This window comes from Vibrio sinaloensis, from assembly GCF_000808535.1.
Lineage (GTDB): Bacteria > Pseudomonadota > Gammaproteobacteria > Enterobacterales > Vibrionaceae > Vibrio > Vibrio sinaloensis_D.
In genome coordinates this window covers 197,526-213,164 of record NZ_JWLV01000034.1, presented here as the reverse complement: position 1 = coordinate 213,164, position 15,639 = coordinate 197,526, and the positions used below count along the sequence as shown (strand labels likewise).

Annotated in this window: 16 protein-coding genes; 9 read left to right on the top strand and 7 right to left on the bottom strand. The window is 43.4% G+C overall.

The annotated features are described in order from the left end of the window. Positions 1 to 3: 3 nt before the first annotated feature. The 9 genes from RJ47_RS15590 to RJ47_RS15550 are packed head-to-tail and all read left to right on the top strand — an operon-like array spanning position 4 to position 8,045. The gene (locus RJ47_RS15590) at positions 4 to 1,239 is read left to right on the top strand and encodes an AAA family ATPase (protein WP_038138603.1); all 1,236 of its coding nucleotides are present in this window, start codon (positions 4 to 6) and stop codon (positions 1,237 to 1,239) included. After that, positions 1,239 to 2,522, top strand: coding sequence for a CpaF family protein (locus tag RJ47_RS15585; RefSeq protein ID WP_005470579.1), 1,284 nt, complete (start codon positions 1,239 to 1,241; stop codon positions 2,520 to 2,522). Before RJ47_RS15590 ends, RJ47_RS15585 begins: the two co-directional genes overlap by 1 nt. Then, complete coding sequence (locus RJ47_RS15580) at positions 2,519 to 3,439, top strand: type II secretion system F family protein (protein WP_038189337.1); 921 nt, start codon at positions 2,519 to 2,521, stop codon at positions 3,437 to 3,439. The genes RJ47_RS15585 and RJ47_RS15580 overlap by 4 nt, the downstream gene beginning before the upstream one ends. Then, positions 3,439 to 4,329: a type II secretion system F family protein gene (locus RJ47_RS15575; protein WP_052125098.1), complete on the top strand. Its 891-nt coding sequence runs from the start codon at positions 3,439 to 3,441 to the stop codon at positions 4,327 to 4,329. The genes RJ47_RS15580 and RJ47_RS15575 overlap by 1 nt, the downstream gene beginning before the upstream one ends. Next, positions 4,322 to 5,083 carry a tetratricopeptide repeat protein gene (locus RJ47_RS15570; protein WP_038214877.1) on the top strand — a complete coding sequence of 254 codons (762 nt, stop codon included), beginning with the start codon at positions 4,322 to 4,324 and terminating at the stop codon, positions 5,081 to 5,083. The genes RJ47_RS15575 and RJ47_RS15570 overlap by 8 nt, the downstream gene beginning before the upstream one ends. Continuing rightward, complete coding sequence (locus tag RJ47_RS15565) at positions 5,080 to 5,571, top strand: TadE/TadG family type IV pilus assembly protein (RefSeq protein WP_052125097.1); 492 nt, start codon at positions 5,080 to 5,082, stop codon at positions 5,569 to 5,571. Before RJ47_RS15570 ends, RJ47_RS15565 begins: the two co-directional genes overlap by 4 nt. Next, the gene (gene tadF / locus RJ47_RS15560) at positions 5,561 to 6,112 is read left to right on the top strand and encodes a tight adherence pilus pseudopilin TadF (RefSeq protein WP_005470592.1); all 552 of its coding nucleotides are present in this window, start codon (positions 5,561 to 5,563) and stop codon (positions 6,110 to 6,112) included. The genes RJ47_RS15565 and tadF overlap by 11 nt, the downstream gene beginning before the upstream one ends. A 4-nt stretch (positions 6,113 to 6,116) precedes the next feature. After that, complete coding sequence (locus tag RJ47_RS15555) at positions 6,117 to 7,373, top strand: TadE/TadG family type IV pilus assembly protein (RefSeq protein ID WP_038214880.1); 1,257 nt, start codon at positions 6,117 to 6,119, stop codon at positions 7,371 to 7,373. A gap of 45 nt (positions 7,374 to 7,418) precedes the next feature. Further along, on the top strand, positions 7,419 to 8,045 hold the full coding sequence (locus RJ47_RS15550; protein WP_039485265.1) for an OmpA family protein: 627 nt from the start codon (positions 7,419 to 7,421) through the stop codon (positions 8,043 to 8,045). 182 nt (positions 8,046 to 8,227) lie between these two features. On the opposite strand, the gene RJ47_RS15545 is transcribed toward RJ47_RS15550, so the two are convergent. The 7 genes from RJ47_RS15545 to RJ47_RS15515 all read right to left on the bottom strand — a co-directional run bounded on the left by RJ47_RS15545 (position 8,228) and on the right by RJ47_RS15515 (position 15,602). Then, entirely contained in the window at positions 8,228 to 9,715 is a 1,488-nt protein-coding gene (locus RJ47_RS15545) for a GGDEF domain-containing protein (protein WP_039485008.1), read from the bottom strand. Further along, positions 9,715 to 10,731 carry a BMP family ABC transporter substrate-binding protein gene (locus tag RJ47_RS15540; protein WP_231565962.1) on the bottom strand — a complete coding sequence of 339 codons (1,017 nt, stop codon included), beginning with the start codon at positions 10,729 to 10,731 and terminating at the stop codon, positions 9,715 to 9,717. Before RJ47_RS15540 ends, RJ47_RS15545 begins: the two co-directional genes overlap by 1 nt. A 158-nt stretch (positions 10,732 to 10,889) precedes the next feature. Beyond that, entirely contained in the window at positions 10,890 to 11,495 is a 606-nt protein-coding gene (locus RJ47_RS15535) for a CDP-alcohol phosphatidyltransferase family protein (protein ID WP_038189322.1), read from the bottom strand. Then, positions 11,488 to 12,135, bottom strand: coding sequence for an ATP-binding cassette domain-containing protein (locus RJ47_RS15530; protein WP_039485003.1), 648 nt, complete (start codon positions 12,133 to 12,135; stop codon positions 11,488 to 11,490). The genes RJ47_RS15535 and RJ47_RS15530 overlap by 8 nt, the downstream gene beginning before the upstream one ends. Continuing rightward, positions 12,101 to 13,807, bottom strand: coding sequence for an ABC transporter permease (locus tag RJ47_RS15525; protein WP_039485000.1), 1,707 nt, complete (start codon positions 13,805 to 13,807; stop codon positions 12,101 to 12,103). The genes RJ47_RS15530 and RJ47_RS15525 overlap by 35 nt, the downstream gene beginning before the upstream one ends. A 24-nt stretch (positions 13,808 to 13,831) precedes the next feature. Then, on the bottom strand, positions 13,832 to 14,974 hold the full coding sequence (locus tag RJ47_RS15520) for an ABC transporter substrate-binding protein (protein ID WP_038189316.1): 1,143 nt from the start codon (positions 14,972 to 14,974) through the stop codon (positions 13,832 to 13,834). Between the two features lie 181 nt (positions 14,975 to 15,155). Further along, the gene (locus RJ47_RS15515) at positions 15,156 to 15,602 is read right to left on the bottom strand and encodes an META domain-containing protein (RefSeq protein ID WP_039484997.1); all 447 of its coding nucleotides are present in this window, start codon (positions 15,600 to 15,602) and stop codon (positions 15,156 to 15,158) included. Positions 15,603 to 15,639 lie beyond the last annotated feature (37 nt).

Here is a 15,639-nt window from a genome sequence, read left to right as displayed (position 1 = left end):
CAAATGTTAGATCTTGTTGAACTATTAAAGCCTTCTGAATCCAAAGAGCCTGAAACGCAAGGGCTGTCTTCTGTCCTGTTTTATCAAACAGAGGTCTGCAGAAAATTAGTTGAAGAAGCGTTCACTTTTGAAGGCCTTGCTGTCCCTAAACTATTAGAAAACGACGACGAAGTAATAAAGAAGTATGCGCGTAGTAGTGCGTTAGAGATTGTTATTGTAGAGCTGAATGAAAGCAACAATGTCACAGAAGATATGCGACGTATCAGTCATTTGTTGCCAAATTCTGCGTCAGTGATTGTAGTCGGAAGTGAAGATGCGATTTCGACTATTCGGAATCTTAAGGAGATGGGTTTCTATTACCTGTTCTGGCCTGTAAGTAAGCAAGAACTGATAGATTTCGTCAAAAACGTTTCTGACAACCGTCAGAGAAATGCTGGCTTGGGTAAGGCGCGAGAAGCAAAAAAAGTCGCGTTTTGGGGAGCGAGTGGTGGCGTTGGTAACTCACTGCTCGTTGCTGAGATTGCTTGTGAACTCTCGAGTAAGAAGAACAGTTCTTGTGTTGTGATTGATCACGACTTTGTCGGGGGCAACCTAGACATACTGCTTGGTCTTAAGAAGTTCGAGAAAAAAGACATCCCACCAGGAGCGTTAACCTCTAATCTGGACACCTCTTATGCGCTCAATATGACGCAAAAGATCACTCCAATGCTGTCCATACTCTCTGTTCAGTCAAAAGATCTCAACGAATTTCAGATGAAGGAATACGTAAGAACTTTATCTGATGAGCTGTCAGAGCAAACTAATTTTTTGATTGAAGATCTTTCCTGCTCAGTGAATTGCAAGCAAGACTTAGAGTACAGTGCAAAAGAGTGTGATGCGATTGTATTGGTATTGAAACCGACCGTTTCATGTCTTCGCGACGCCAGCCGGATAGTCTCCCAATTAAAAGAGTTAGAAACTAAAGCTCGAATCATAGTGGTCATTAACCACACTTCTCCCGAAAAGCACGCGACGGTGACAGAAGAAGAGATCGAGAAGTATCTTCGCAGGCCTATCGATGTAACGTGTCCTTATGATGGCCAAATGAGCAAAGCGCTTCTTGAAGGAAAACACCTTCATGAACTAAAGCTACCAATTAGTAAAAGCATAAAACAGATTACTGCAGCACTATTGGGCGAAAAACATGAAATCGGAAAAGTTGGTGTGCTGAGTAAGTTGTTTAAGAGGAGCCGTAAATAATGGATCACTCTAAGTCAATTTTCATTGCTATTCGCAGTCAAATTTTTGAGGCTTTAGATAGCGAAGCGGTCACCGTGTTATCTAAAGAGCAGTTGAGTAAACAGTTAGCTGAAGCTGTCGAGCTTTTGATTGAACGACAAGGGTGGTCAGTACCATCTATTGTCAAAGCCGATTATGTTCAAAGCCTTGTTAACGAAATCCATGGTTTAGGTCCGATGCAGTCACTTATGGAAGACGAGTCCATCAGTGACATCATGATTAACGGGTGTGATAACGTTTTCGTCGAACGAAATGGCTTGGTTGAGAAGTCAGAAGTTACTTTTATCGACGAAGATCAGTTGATTCAGATAGCGAAACGTATTGCCGCACGTGTTGGACGTCGTGTCGACGATTCTTCACCAACTTGTGATGCGCGTTTGCCAGATGGCAGCCGTGTAAACATTGTTATCCCACCCATTGCGATCGATGGCACTTCGATTTCTATTCGTAAGTTTAAAAAAGGCAGCTTGAGTTTTGATGCACTGGTTGAGTTCGGTGCGATGAGCCCGGAAATGGCCAAGTTACTTATGATCGCTGCACGATGTCGCCTTAATATTCTTATCTCAGGGGGGACGGGCTCGGGTAAAACAACCATGCTGAATGCTCTTTCCCAGTTTATTTCCGAAAAAGAACGTATCGTAACGATCGAAGATGCTGCCGAACTCAAGCTACAACAGCCACATGTTGTACGCTTAGAGACGCGTACCTCAGGTATTGAAGGAACTGGTGCGATTGACCAGCGTGATCTTGTGATCAACTCACTTCGTATGCGACCAGACAGAATTATTGTCGGTGAGTGTCGTGGTGGAGAAGCGTTTGAAATGCTTCAAGCAATGAACACTGGCCATGATGGCTCAATGTCGACCCTTCACGCCAACACGCCCCGTGATGCATTAGCACGTGTCGAAGCGATGGTTATGATGGCCACCAACAACCTACCACTTGAGGCAATCCGTCGTAACATTGTTAGTGCGGTTGACTTGGTCATTCAGATTAGCCGCCTGCATGACGGCTCTCGTAAAGTGATGAGTATATCCGAAGTTGTTGGTCTAGAAGGACAAAGTGTTGTACTTGAAGAGATATTCCGCTTTGTTCCGAATCAGATGCAAGGGGATGATGGGAAAGTGCGCGGAAACTTTATGACTGCTGGCTTAATGCAGCGCTCTGTACTCGTTGAGAAAGCGAAATTTTTCGGCTTAGATGCGCAATTGGGTCAGCTATTTGCTGCTAGAGAAGCGATATGATCTTCTGGCTTGCTCTCATTCTCGGAGGTGTTTTATTCATCATTGCGTTTTGGCCCTCAAAGCGCAAAGAGAATGAGTACCTCGAACAGCTAAATAGAACGCTGTATGTCAACTCCATGGATGAAGACCATAAAGCCGTCAACCTCAATAGTCTGACAGGTGAAACCTTCCGCCAGAAAATCCAGCGTAGAATACGCAATATCAAAATGCAGTTAGGAGCGTTTGCGCTACTTAAAGTATTGGCTTATTGCTTGATCGTTGCTCTGGTTAGTTTCTATGCGAACAACACCTTCATCAGAGTCCATCCTCTGTATGCACTGGTGATAGGGCAAATAGTCGGTATATTTTCTGGTTTGACGATACTCGAGAGTCGTCAGCAAAAAGAGTTTGAAATGGCCTTTCCAGATGCCCTTAACATGCTTGCCAGTGCTGTCAGTTCTGGTGAAAGTTTGATGCACTCAATTATCTTTGTCGGCAAGTCATTAGAGGGCAGTGTAGGCGAAGAGTTTAAACGCATGGGTGAAAGGCTACAAATGGGGGAGTCGCCAGATACAGTATTTAGGAAATCTTGTAACCGTTTCCCTTATCGATCTTTCCAGTTTTTCGTCATCACCCTGAGAGCGAATATGCAACGTGGTGGCCAGTTGAAAGATGTGATTACAAGACTCAACAGGCTAATGTTTGACGCAAGAGCCATCGAGAAGAAGAAATACGCACTAACGTCGGAAGCTCGAACGTCAGCAAAAATTGTTGCTGCTATCCCTTTTTTCTTTCTATTTATGTTGCAGTACTTGAGCCCAGAGAACTATGACTTTGTGATGAACCACCCTAAAGGTCAGCCGATTTTGTACTATATGCTGATCAGTGAAGCGATAGGAATCAGCATCGTTTGGGGACTCATGAGAGGGGTTCGCTAATGGATATCTCACCGCAACTTTATGTCTTCCTTCAGTTATGTGCGGTTTTTTTAGGTGTATTGTTAATCGCACTTGTTATTTTTCGTCTGACTAAGCGAAAGATGTTTTTAAACCAGCTTTCTTTAAAATCTGACTCGAATCGGATGGCTGGCTTTGTCGAGTTTATGTCTGAGAAAGTCGCGAAACCAGCAGTAGAACACAGCAACCAGGAAATAAACGACAAGTTTAAGCGTGCTGGCATATCATCGAAAAGTAAATGGGTTGCCCTTTACATGCCCCTAAAGTATGGGGCGTTGATGTTAGGATGTGCTGCGATATATATCTATTCAATTAAAAGCGCAATTTCTACACCGACATTAATCGCGTTTATGGCCACATGGCTAATTATTTGTATTGTGGTCCCTGATGCACTTCTGGATGGCAGAGGTAAGGCAAGGATATCTCGAGTATCTGGTCAGTTACCTTACCTGCTAGACCTGTTAGCTGTGTGTGTACAAACAGGTATGACGATTGAATCAGCGATGAACTATTTGTCAAAGGAGATGGTTGGTTTCGACAAGGAATTAGCTGGGCTGCTCAAAAAAACGAATGATCGCGCTCGATTGGTTGGTATGCAAAAAGCGTTGGACGAGCTCTACGAAGATATTCCTTCCAGTGAAATGCGCAGCTTTGTTATGACTTTGAAACAAAGTCTCCAATACGGGTCTTCCATTTATGGTGTGCTTACTACGCTTGCAGGCGACATACGTGATGTACAGATGCTTACTTTAGAAGAAAAAATCGGTAAGTTGGCCGCGAAAATGTCGGTACCTTTGATCCTATTTATAATGATGCCAATTGTTATTCTCATTGCAGCACCGGGTATTCTGAGGATGATGTCCAATGTCTAAATTAAGTTGTTTTTTACTCGCTGTTTTTTTAGTCGGATGCGCGAGCACAAACTCTGATGATCGCTCTCTGAATAAAGAGGCGTTGCTTTTACAGGCTCAGAATTACAACGAGCTCGTTGGTTACTATAAATCTCAACTCAGTGTCAGAGATACAGAAGAAGTTCGAATCAAGTTAGCAAGAAGCTACCTTAAAATTAAAGATGCAGATTCTGCACTATTTATCCTGAAACCTCTGATGGCACAAAAAAAGATATCTGCTGAGGCATTGTTGTTAAATGCCAACAGCTTATACGAACTGGGAGAATTTGAACAAGGTCTTCGAGACATCGAAAAGGCAAAAGAGATAGACCCCAAAAACGCTGAAATTCAAAATATGGCGGGTTTATTGTACTCGGCAAACGGAGATTATAACCGTGCGAGAATGATGTTTAATCACGCACGTAGTAATTTCTATGATGATATAACGGTCAAAAACAACTTGGCCGTATTAGACATAATTGAAGGCCATTATTTGGACGCAGTGCAGCGCTTGATGCCTATTTACACTAATGACAAAGCAGATGCTCAGGTTCAAGCAAACCTAATGTTAGCGTTAGCAAAGTTGGGGAATTTTGATTACGTGAAAACTATGCTTGGTCCTGAAGTTACGGAAGAAGAGGCGTTCAATCATTTTGCAGCACTAAGAAACAGTGAGCCCACTAGTCAAGTCAACCCTGAGCTATTAAAACAAAACGAAGAGAAGGCACTGCAATGATAAAAAAAGTGCGATCGTTTTATCAAAGAGGCATTGCGAGTATAGAGTTTGCTCTTGGGTTTATGGCTTTTTGGCTTATGTGTATGGCGTGGGTAGAAATGAGTTACCTCTCTTATGTAAGCGCTATATCTGACTTAGCCATTTCTGAAGCAGCACGTTCCGCAAAAGTCTCGAAAGGAAACTATAAACAGTCTTTTTCTAGTGTCATTGAAGATAGCAACGCCCTTTGGTCTGGAGTCGTCGATGAATCGAATTTTCGTATGTCGGTAAACTATATTCGTAAGGTTGCCGATCTAACCAATGTGAATCCTTGTGAAGTGCCCGATGGCGATACTTTTGCTGAGTGCGGCATAGCGGCGAATAGTGCGATGGCAATATATCGTGTTGACTACGATTTCAACTCTATCTTCACCTTTTTCATGGATACCTCGAATCTGGTAAGCCGTGAGGTGATTGTAGTGCAGGAGTACGAACGCGATGCCTTCTAAACCATCGCCTCGTAAACAACGAGGCACTTTTAGTGTTGAATTCGCCATTGTTGGCTTGTTCTTTAGTATTCTACTCGTCTTCAGCGGAGATGTGGTGATGAAACTGTCTTTGAAAGGCAAGCTTGACCGCCTTTCGTATTCGATGGTTAATATTCTTAAAGAGCGTACCCAACTTTATGATGAAGAGTATCGAATTAACAGCAGCGAAGCGCGTCAACTCTATGTGATTTCTCAAGGTTCGCTTGAACGAATGGGAGGAGCCTCTTTTGACAACACTAAGTATCGAGTCGTAGTTGAGGAACTGACATTTGCATCAAATGGTAGCCCAAACCCGTCTGCCACTTTCTCGTTTGGTCCTAACGTATGCACGTTAAGCAATAGGTTGAGTGATTTACGTCATCTATCTGTCATTACATCTTGGGATCGCCAAGCCACCCTTTATCGTGTGACCTTGTGTTATGAGACTGATAATTGGATAGGCGACATTTTAGGTAAAGACTTTAAGCTAGTCTCTTCAGACGCGGTCATTATAGGTAGGTAGCAAGATGAGAAAGATCAAAAAGCAATCCGGTCATGCTGCTCTGCTATTCGCCATGATCATACCAGGCCTCTTTGGGATATTTACACTCGCGACTGATGGAGCACGTGCGTTGCAAACTAAGGCGCGTATCGAAGATGCCTCAGAAATCGCAGTGCTTGCAATAGCGGCTCACAACGATGACAACCAGGACTCTCAGGGAGCTGGCTCAGGAAGCCGGGTTAATCGCCAGATTGCCACCGATTACTTAAACGCTTATTTGCGTGATTCAACACAGCTCACAGGTTTAAAAGTTAAAAAATACAATTGTGACCAAATCGCTGAATGTAGAGCGGGCTTGGCACGTGGTGAACCTCGTTTTTTCCAATATGAGATTGAAGTTTCTAGCGTTCAAGATACCTGGTTCCCAGGAAACGATTCGATAGAAGGGTTCGGAGATACTTTCTCTGCAAAAGGCGCTGCTGTTGCTCGCAAGTATCAAAGTGAGGCGGTAGATATCGTTTTTGTTGCTGATTATTCGGGATCGATGAAAGACCCTTGGCGTGGCGGGAGCAATGCCAAATATGTTGATCTTAGAAATATTATTAAGTTGGTAACTGACGAGTTGCAGAAATTCAACGACCTCAATAATACGGACGACAATACGGTCGGAATCACGGCGTTTAACTTTTACACCAGAACGAAACGAAACGGCAACGGAAGCCGTTGTTGGATGAGCCAACTGTACGGGAACTCATGGGGAGGCATCAATTACGCAAGTACAGTCTCCAACTTATGGGTAGAAAAAGGCAGTTCACATTGCGTCGGTGAGTCGGGAGGCGCTTCGTTTAGAGATATTCCCTTGACGACCAATTACAGTAATTTAAATTCAAATGTACGAGATTTTCGCCCAAATCACGGTACCGCTTCATACCAAGGCATTATGCGTGGTGCGCAAATGCTCAGAAAAGGCAAAAACCCGCGGCGACTGCTCATCGTACTATCTGATGGGGACGACTGGAAAGAACATAAAACTTATCATTCAAATCTTGTCGCGTATGGTATGTGTGATGAGATACGGCGTGGGTTAAACCAGGGCACTACCACTAGCGGGGCGAGTATCAAAGCGCGCTTGGCTGTTGTAGGTTTTGACTATGATGTAAATAAAAACCGGGCTCTTAGAGATTGTGTGGGAGCAGAAAATGTGTATAAAGCTCAGAATAAGAACGATATCTTAAACAAAATATTGGAGCTTATTACAGAAGAAATTGGTCACTTAAAATGATATTAAGCGAATTAAAATGATATTAAGCGAATTAAAATGATTACTATGCGAACTGTTATTGCAACCTCTCTTTGCCTTGTTTCTTTTCATGGTTTTGCCCAGGAAAATCAAGACCCTCTTGCATTATATTGTAACCAAGACGGATTGGAGTTTGAGCACTCTATGAAAGTTGGGCAAAGTATACAAGTGATGAATCACCAGGGTGGTTTTCAACAGATTGTCAAGCAGGGAGACGTTGCTCCCGAGATGGCTTGGTTGAAAGAAGAATTAAAAGCAATTGGTCTTTCCCTAAACTGCACAGAATATCTTCTAACTAACTCCGAAGTCCGACTTTCTAATGATCCTGAAGTGATTGCAAGAGTCTATTTTAACTTCGATCAATCAACACTGACACAGCAGTCGGAATATGTACTTACGCGGGTTATCAGAATGGTTGAATCCAACTCCTCTAACCTTGAGTTGGCTGGTCACACGGATAACGTTGGGGATGCAGGCTATAACTTTTCGCTGGGTCTAAAAAGGTCTAAGTCGGTAGAAGACTATTTGATAGACCAAGGAGTGGATCCCAAACGCGTGACTACAACCAGTTATGGTGAAACGAAACCATTCGTCGATAATATGAGTGATGAGAATAGAAAGCTCAATCGACGTGTTGAAATTTCCACACTTTAGTTGTGAGTGTGACTAAGCCATTTGCCTGCTAAGTATTTAAGTGGGCAAATTTTACTAAATAGTGATTTGAGAATAGCTAAGTCCCAATCGATGAATGTGTATAACAGCTTAATCAAGGGCAAGAAGAAATACTTCATGAGCTATGAGGTTTTCGATGCGAATCTAAAACCACAAACCGTTAATTAAGATTCACTAACTGGCTCATGACGACTTATTTCCCAACCAGTTTGCTTTTCTTTCGCTTCATACATGGCTAGATCGGCGTTGTGAATGATTGCGGATATATCCTTGTAATTTTTAGGCTTAGACGCAATACCAATGCTGGCAGACACATGAAGTAACGAGCCCCTATATTCGATCGGTGAGCTTATTGTTGCAACAAGGCTTTTTGCAAGTTTAGTAGCGTCATCCGAATTAAACGCCTGTTCACAAATAAGAACAAATTCATCCCCTCCTAGGCGATAAACTTTTGTATTTGAGTTTGCTTGCTCATGAAGCCGAGACGCAATCTCTTTTAACAAAAAGTCCCCAGCACTGTGCCCATAGGTGTCATTGATAGGTTTAAACCCATTTAAGTCTACCATTACAAAGTAGACAGCTTGGTTTGGAGTCCTCTCTAGTTTTTCGATGTGTCGATTAAATCCTACACGATTGCCAATCTTCGTCAGTGAGTCAGTGATAAGCTGTGTCTCTAGCTCACGTTTAGTTGCAATAAGAGAGGTTACATCAAGGGCTGAGCACTCAACGATAAAATCATCACTGTCAGTTGTATTAAAGTGAAATGACCGTTCGCCGTGCAATGTACTGACTTGGAAGTACTTTCCGTTTCGAATCTGTTCATTTGCAATGCGCATAATTAGGCTAAGTTGCAGGTCATTCACGTCGTCAGACGTACTGCCAAAATGTCGTTTGAACTCGTTGTTAGAACGGACAATAGTTTTGTTCTTTGTGTCTACGACAAACTGGCAGACCTGAGTTAGGTTATAGCTTGTGTTTAATCGCTGCTCACTTTTCTTGAGTTCGTTGATATTATCGAGCAGTCGTTCTCTAAGGTTATCTATTGAAGCGAATAGGGCACTGAACTCCACATATTGGTGCTCTGGTGGTGCAACGTTTATTTCTCCTTTTGCCATCAGATAGCCGTATCGCTGCGCGTCATAAAATGGTTTGCTGAGTAGAGCTAAAACTTTGCGACTAAACAAAAAGCCAAGAATTAAGAATGAAAGTACAAACAACATGGCAAAAGGAAGAATGGCGGCAATTTCGCTTTTTCCTATCGCATCGGTGTTTTTTTCAACCAAAATAGATCCGACTTTATTGTGAAGGTGATCATACAGAGGGAATTTGAACTGTTCCGTCTCTGCTGAGTCGGTAGTGGAGATCACCTCGGACAGAACAAGGTCATATACGGAAGAAGTTAACGTCACTTTAGTGACATGTTCTACATGGGAAATGTGTATCGCGACTTGTTGCGCAATTTCAGTATCGAGCTCAGTAGCGGCGTGCACCGCATTTAAAGTTTGTGACTCGATAACCTCATAAAACTGGTGGTTAAGAGACTGTAGGTTGGTTTGGTAGTAGAAAACAAAACCAATCGTTCCAAGAACAGTAAGAGGGAGTAAGGTAAAGATCGTGTAGTAGAAAATAATCTTGTGTGTTAGTCGTTTCATTAGAAGTGTCTGCTACAGTTCCGGTTAAGCGCTTTTAAAGGCCCACTCGAGGTCATTTTCATCTTATTGCTCAGTTGTTCTAACAACACTTTGTCCTCTTCACGAACGGCTTGGTGCTCTGGATTTAGAATAATCTCAACCATATTTTGAGAGGTTCCAAAGTGTTTGTGGTTGCTATTCCATATGCCAAGGTATAGCTGTTTCATCACCGCAAATGTTGCATCGTCAACGTGCTTGAGCATAGACGCCATAACAACGTGCGAATATGCATCATTTTGGTTGGTGTCTACGCCAAAGGTGGTGATGCCGTTCTCACTTGCTGCTTTATACACACCTTGGCTTGCAAAGCCTGCTACTGGAAATAGAACATCTATCCCTTGCTCAATTAAGCCCTCTGCGATTTCCTCAGCTTTAGTGCTGTTTAGCCACGCATCAGATGTTGTCCCGACATATTCGCTATAGAGCGCCGCATTTGGGTTTGCGTCGTGTAACCCAAGCTCAAAACCACACCGAAAGTTCTCAACTGCTGGGTTGTCTATGCCGCCAATAAAGCCCACTTTTCCTGATTCGGTTTTCGAACCAGCAAGGTAGCCTAAAATGTATGCCGCATGACTGCTGTCAAATAGTATTCCCAGGCTATTAGCGATATCGAAACTGATATCGTAAAGGACGAATCGCGTGCCTGGATAGGCTTTCATCACGTTACTTAGTTGAGGTGTACTCGTCGCATAAACGGATATGATTGGGTCGTATCCAGCTTTTACCGCGCTAATTATCGACGCTGTATAACTCTCTTCTTTCGTGATGATCTTACGTGTCGTTTCAATCCCTAACAGCTTGTCCGTTTTATCAAGCCCTTTTTCTATCAATCCAAGAAAGCTTTGTGGATTTGGCTTTGATTTATAAATAACGATTGGCTTTAAACCAAGCGACTGAGTTTCTGCCAAAGCACTCTGAGTGAAAACTAGTGATGAGAATATCGCTAGTAGGGCAACAATGTTTAAAATAGGTTTCACTAAATCAAAGCCTGTATGTGCGCATTTGATATGCATCTAGTTATTGACAGCAAACGCAGGATTTTATTGTATGTTTAATCGTCATTCAATTGTCGTCGTCAAAAAGCCAGATATTTAGTAATAAAACCTTATATCCAATTATTTAGCAGTGAAAATTATCACTTGAGAGTCTGATAGCCTGAGTAGATTCGGGTAAAGGTTGTAAACCAACAGGCAAAACCAAATGCATATGCAATGATGGAATAATGCGCAGGCATTAGACAGAACAGCACGAAACATCCGATGGTTTCTGTTCCTTCGGTTAAACCACTCATGTAGTACAACGACTTGTTTTTGTAGATTGGATTTTCTATGCCTCTCTTGTTTGCCATTACTGCAAACGCGAGGAAACTGCTCCCAGTGCCAATAAATGCAAAGATTAAAAAGGCACTCGCTAATGCATTTTGTTCAGGGTTAGCAAGCGCGAAACCAAAAGGAATTAATGAGTAGAACAGGAAGTCTAAACTGATATCCAGAAAACCTCCCGCGTCAGTAATGCCTTGTATCCGCGCCAGTGCACCATCAAGCCCATCAGCTATTCGATTGAGCAAAATAAAGATAAGCGCTAATTCAAATTGTTGATAATACAGCGCAGGTAGAGCAAAACAGCCAACAATAAAACCTCCCACAGTGATTTGATTCGCCCTAATGCCAAAGGTATCAAGACGTTTTGCTGTCGAGGAGAGTGGGTTTCGAATGAGTTTTATACTGTAACGATCAAGCATGGTCTATGTTCCAGCTGGGTAATATTAAGTTGCCATCTTTAGGTATGTCGCTTTGGTCATGCGTCACGAGCAGAGTGGGAATATTCGCTTTTCTGAGTTGGTCAAATACCCAGTCTCTGAACTGTATACGTAGCTGTTTGTCTAGCTTGCTAAATGGCTCATCGAGCAACACTGCCGAAGGTTTAGTGAGCAACATGCGCGCTAAGCTGACTCGAGCGCGCTGCCCTCCGGATATTTGTTCTGGATATGAATGTGCTATTTTCTCCAACCCTATATGGCCCAATGCGCGTAAAGCGTGAACCTCTCTATCATTCGGTTTGACCGACTCTGGGAGAGCAAACGCCAAATTTTGCCAAACGTTTAGATGAGGAAAGAGCAAATCGTCTTGAAACAGTATCCCTACGCCTCTTTTGTGGGGTGGAATGTCTAATAAGCTTTTACCATTAAGTATCACATCGCCTTGAGGGTGAAAGTCGTCGCTGAGATGACCTGCTACTAGGTTGAGCAGCGTCGATTTTCCACAGCCACTTGGCCCCATAATCACTGCTACCGTGCCTGCTTCAATATCTAACGTTAGGGGAGAAAACAGAGGTTGCTTGTGCTTATCATGGATGACGATGTTTTCGAGCCGTAGCGTCATTGATTCGTGATTCCTTATGTATGATTTGAGGTGCTTTCTTCCTACTCAAATAGAACCGAGGTAGGAGTATCGCCAAAGAGAAAAATGCGAAAGGAAGAAGCGCTTGCCACAATGCGTAAATCGCGGTCACACGACGATCGTAGCCACTCGAGAGTGCGACAGCTTCCGTAGTTATGGTAGCGATGCGCCCCGCCCCCAGCATCAGTGTCGGTAAGTATTGCGCCAAACTGACGCTCGCCCCAATTGCCCATGCATAAAAAATGGGTTGAAGTAATATTTTTGCCTTTATCTGAACAAATACTTGCCAAGGGGTTTTACCGAGGCTCAGCGCGACCTGAGAGTATTGGTTGTTGTAACTTTTCCAAGAGCCATCCAACGCTAGGTAGACAAATGGAAAAGCGAAAAAGACGTGCGACCAAATCACCCAAACGTAATAGCTATCATTGGATACATAGAGCGTTGAAACCTGCAAACCAAATAACAGTGAAAGCTGTGGCATCAACATGGGTAATGCAATGACATAACTTGGTAAGTGAAGCCGATGCTTGAGCCGGTACTCATGTGCCAATATCGCCAAACTGAGAGCGATTAAAGCGCTGATGAGAGCGAGGTTGATACTTTCGACCAGTATCGGTAAAAAAGAGCCCGATTCGTTTGCCCAAAATCGAAAGCTAAAGTTGGAAGGAAGCAGATCAGGAAAGCGCCACCTATGGGCCACAGACCACATGGCCATGATTGGCATGAGTAATACATTAATAAACGCAATACTCAGGACAACAAATGTGCCTGGTAAACGAAGCCCGAAGCGGCCAGAGTATTGCCAACTCTTTTTGTTGACTAGATATCGCTCCACTATGTAGACCGTCAATAACAAGCACGCGCAAATGACAAAGAGTAACATCGCCCCCGCAGCGGCTCTGGGCAAGAGTGATAAATCTGGCTCTGCAAACCATTGCCATACCAATACAGCAAGTGTTGGTGGCGTAGTTGGGCCTAGCACTAGTGCGAAATCAACGACAGAAGCTCCGTAAGCGATGACGGCAAACAGAGGGAAGCGCATTTTATTTAGCCATTGAGGTAAAACGACTTTCCACCAAAACTGGTGAGGAGAATATCCCAGAGACGTCGAGACTTTAGCCAAGTTGTCGACGTTAATTTGATGCAAGATTGGGATGCTCATCAAAAGCAAGAAAGGTAACTCTTTCAAGGCAAGGGCTAACGTCAACCCGATAGCAAACGGATCGTGCACCAGCCAAGATGCCGCCGATTGGTCACCTTGGAACCAAGGGAGTGTATTTAACACTCGATTGGACAAACCGGTTGAAGCAAACAAAAAAGCGAATCCGATAGCAAAGGCGACGTGAGGCACGGCTAGCAGAGGGGACAACAAGTTTTCGACGTATTTCCAACGTCTGCTGTTCCAAAGGCTTTGCAACACCATAAAGCACAAAGCTAATGATAAGTAGGTACTGACTAATGCAGAGAATATCGTCAATAAGCTTGAAGTTATAAACCCAGGCCACGCCAAGGCTTGGCGATAGCCTGAGAGTGATAGTTCGAATGAACCAATGGGTGGCAAGTAACCTACAGACGAGAGCATGATGCCTAATATCCCAGGAAGAGTGGGTAGGATCACGATGAAAATCAATAATAAATACGCAGCTCTAAACATCAGGCTCTCGTTGTAACACTCAATTTAATTTCCGTAACGCTTCTGCCATTCGGTCTCAATCGCAGTTTGCCAACTAGGATGAGGCTCCGCGACTGACTTGAACAGTTTCGTGTTTTTAGCTGAACCACTAACAAACTCGTTTTTAAGCACAGATGGATCACCCCATATAGTTAAATCGCCTTTGCGAGATTGAGCCTCTGGGCTTAGGAGGAAGTTGATCGCCACTCGTGCACCTTCGGAAGCATTTGCATTCCAAGGAATGGCGAGAAAGTGAATATTAGATAGCGCCCCAGATTCCATTGCATACGCCTTAGTCGTTTCTGCTAGCGTGCCATTCGCTTGAGAAGAAAACACTGCGTTTGGGTTAAAGGTAATGGCTAGATCCAACTGGCCGTCATCCAACAGTTGGAATGTTTCTGCGCTACCTCCGGGAAACTGCTCGCCTTTGCGCCAAGCTACTTTGTGAAACTCTTCTAGGTATTGCCATAACGGCGCTGTCACCTGTTCAAAGTTATCAGCGTTTACCGGTTGACTCAGCGACGGATCGTTTGCTGTAAGCTCGATGAGAAGCGCTTTTAAAAAGCTGGTGCCATGAAACTCAGGTGGCTGAGGATACGTCACTTTATTTGGGTAGGCTTTTGCGTAGCTCAATAGTTCAGTAAAAGACATAGGTGGATTGTTCAGCGTTTGAGTATCGTGAATAAAAACCAACTGGCCAACTCCCCAAGGCGCTTCGAGTCCTTCGGTTGGTTCGGAGAAATCACTATCGACAGGTAAAGTTTTATCAACATATTCCCAATTTGGTAATTGCTCGACAAACGGTCCAAACAGTAATTGGTTGGATTTCATAGACTTGAAGTTTTCACCGTTGATCCAAACCATATCAACGCTGCCGCCTTGGTTTTTGCCCGCGGCTTTTTCAGCAATCAGTCGTGTTGTTGTTTCGGCTATATCTGAGACTTTTACGTGCTTTAACGTTACGCCATATTGTTGATTCAGTTGCTCGCCGGCCCAACGAATGTAGTTATTGATTTCTTGGCTGCCTCCCCAAGCGTGAAAATACACGGTTTGGCCTTTTGCCTGTTCGGTAATATCTTGCCAAGTATTGCTGGCATAGGCAGCAGTGGAAAGTAATGTGGTGATAAGTAAACTGATAAGCCTTGTCATAACATTCCCTGAGTATGATTAAAATGGTCTATTTCCATGTAGAGACCGAGCACCGGCCCACATTCTTTCATTATGACGGAAAAATACTAATTTTTTTATGTATTTGCTGATTAAATGTATCAATGGGTTAGGAACAAAAAAAAGCAGCCACGTTGGGCTGCTTATTTGTATTGAGAGTCAGTTAATTTTTCCAGTCACTGAGCTTGAATGTAAGAGTGTGCACATCATTCTTTAGCGTTAAATTCTCTTTAGTTAGAGAAATTGTGCTCCAATCAGAAAGGGTTTGAGAAAATGCTTGCTCAATATCCATGATATCTCCAACACACATCTTCATCGTCATTCCCATTTTCTCGACACGAAACTGATTGTTTTTTAACTCCGCTTGGCCAAAGAAATTGTTGCAGCCAGCATTGCCGTTTGCCATCATTTTTTCGCCGATCTCTAGGTTTGGTGATTGCTGGCGTCCTTCAGTTTTCACTTCGTTTCCGTCGACACTGACCAGTACCCAATTATGGTGTAGTAAATCGTTTGCAGAGATCTGCTTTACATCGTCACTGTTGCTTGCGCAAGCCGTCATCAGAAAAGGCAACGATACTGCAGCAAGGAATGTTTTTGGACTAAACTTCATAATAATCGACTCCAATATACGGATAGACTCGTCGGAA

Excerpts from the sequence above, each read along its gene's own strand:
- RJ47_RS15585 (WP_005470579.1), top strand. The coding sequence starts at position 1,239 with ATGGATCACTCTAAGTCAATTTTCATTGCTATTCGCAGTCAAATTTTT.
- tadF (WP_005470592.1), top strand. The coding sequence starts at position 5,561 with ATGCCTTCTAAACCATCGCCTCGTAAACAACGAGGCACTTTTAGTGTT.
- RJ47_RS15570 (WP_038214877.1), top strand. The coding sequence starts at position 4,322 with ATGTCTAAATTAAGTTGTTTTTTACTCGCTGTTTTTTTAGTCGGATGC.
- RJ47_RS15535 (WP_038189322.1), bottom strand. The coding sequence starts at position 11,495 with ATGCTTGATCGTTACAGTATAAAACTCATTCGAAACCCACTCTCCTCG.
- RJ47_RS15550 (WP_039485265.1), top strand. The coding sequence starts at position 7,419 with ATGCGAACTGTTATTGCAACCTCTCTTTGCCTTGTTTCTTTTCATGGT.
- RJ47_RS15545 (WP_039485008.1), bottom strand. The coding sequence starts at position 9,715 with ATGAAACGACTAACACACAAGATTATTTTCTACTACACGATCTTTACC.
- RJ47_RS15555 (WP_038214880.1), top strand. The coding sequence starts at position 6,117 with ATGAGAAAGATCAAAAAGCAATCCGGTCATGCTGCTCTGCTATTCGCC.
- RJ47_RS15515 (WP_039484997.1), bottom strand. The coding sequence starts at position 15,602 with ATGAAGTTTAGTCCAAAAACATTCCTTGCTGCAGTATCGTTGCCTTTT.
- RJ47_RS15525 (WP_039485000.1), bottom strand. The coding sequence starts at position 13,807 with ATGTTTAGAGCTGCGTATTTATTATTGATTTTCATCGTGATCCTACCC.
- RJ47_RS15580 (WP_038189337.1), top strand. The coding sequence starts at position 2,519 with ATGATCTTCTGGCTTGCTCTCATTCTCGGAGGTGTTTTATTCATCATT.
- RJ47_RS15590 (WP_038138603.1), top strand. The coding sequence starts at position 4 with ATGTTAGATCTTGTTGAACTATTAAAGCCTTCTGAATCCAAAGAGCCT.
- RJ47_RS15565 (WP_052125097.1), top strand. The coding sequence starts at position 5,080 with ATGATAAAAAAAGTGCGATCGTTTTATCAAAGAGGCATTGCGAGTATA.
- RJ47_RS15530 (WP_039485003.1), bottom strand. The coding sequence starts at position 12,135 with ATGACGCTACGGCTCGAAAACATCGTCATCCATGATAAGCACAAGCAA.
- RJ47_RS15575 (WP_052125098.1), top strand. The coding sequence starts at position 3,439 with ATGGATATCTCACCGCAACTTTATGTCTTCCTTCAGTTATGTGCGGTT.
- RJ47_RS15520 (WP_038189316.1), bottom strand. The coding sequence starts at position 14,974 with ATGACAAGGCTTATCAGTTTACTTATCACCACATTACTTTCCACTGCT.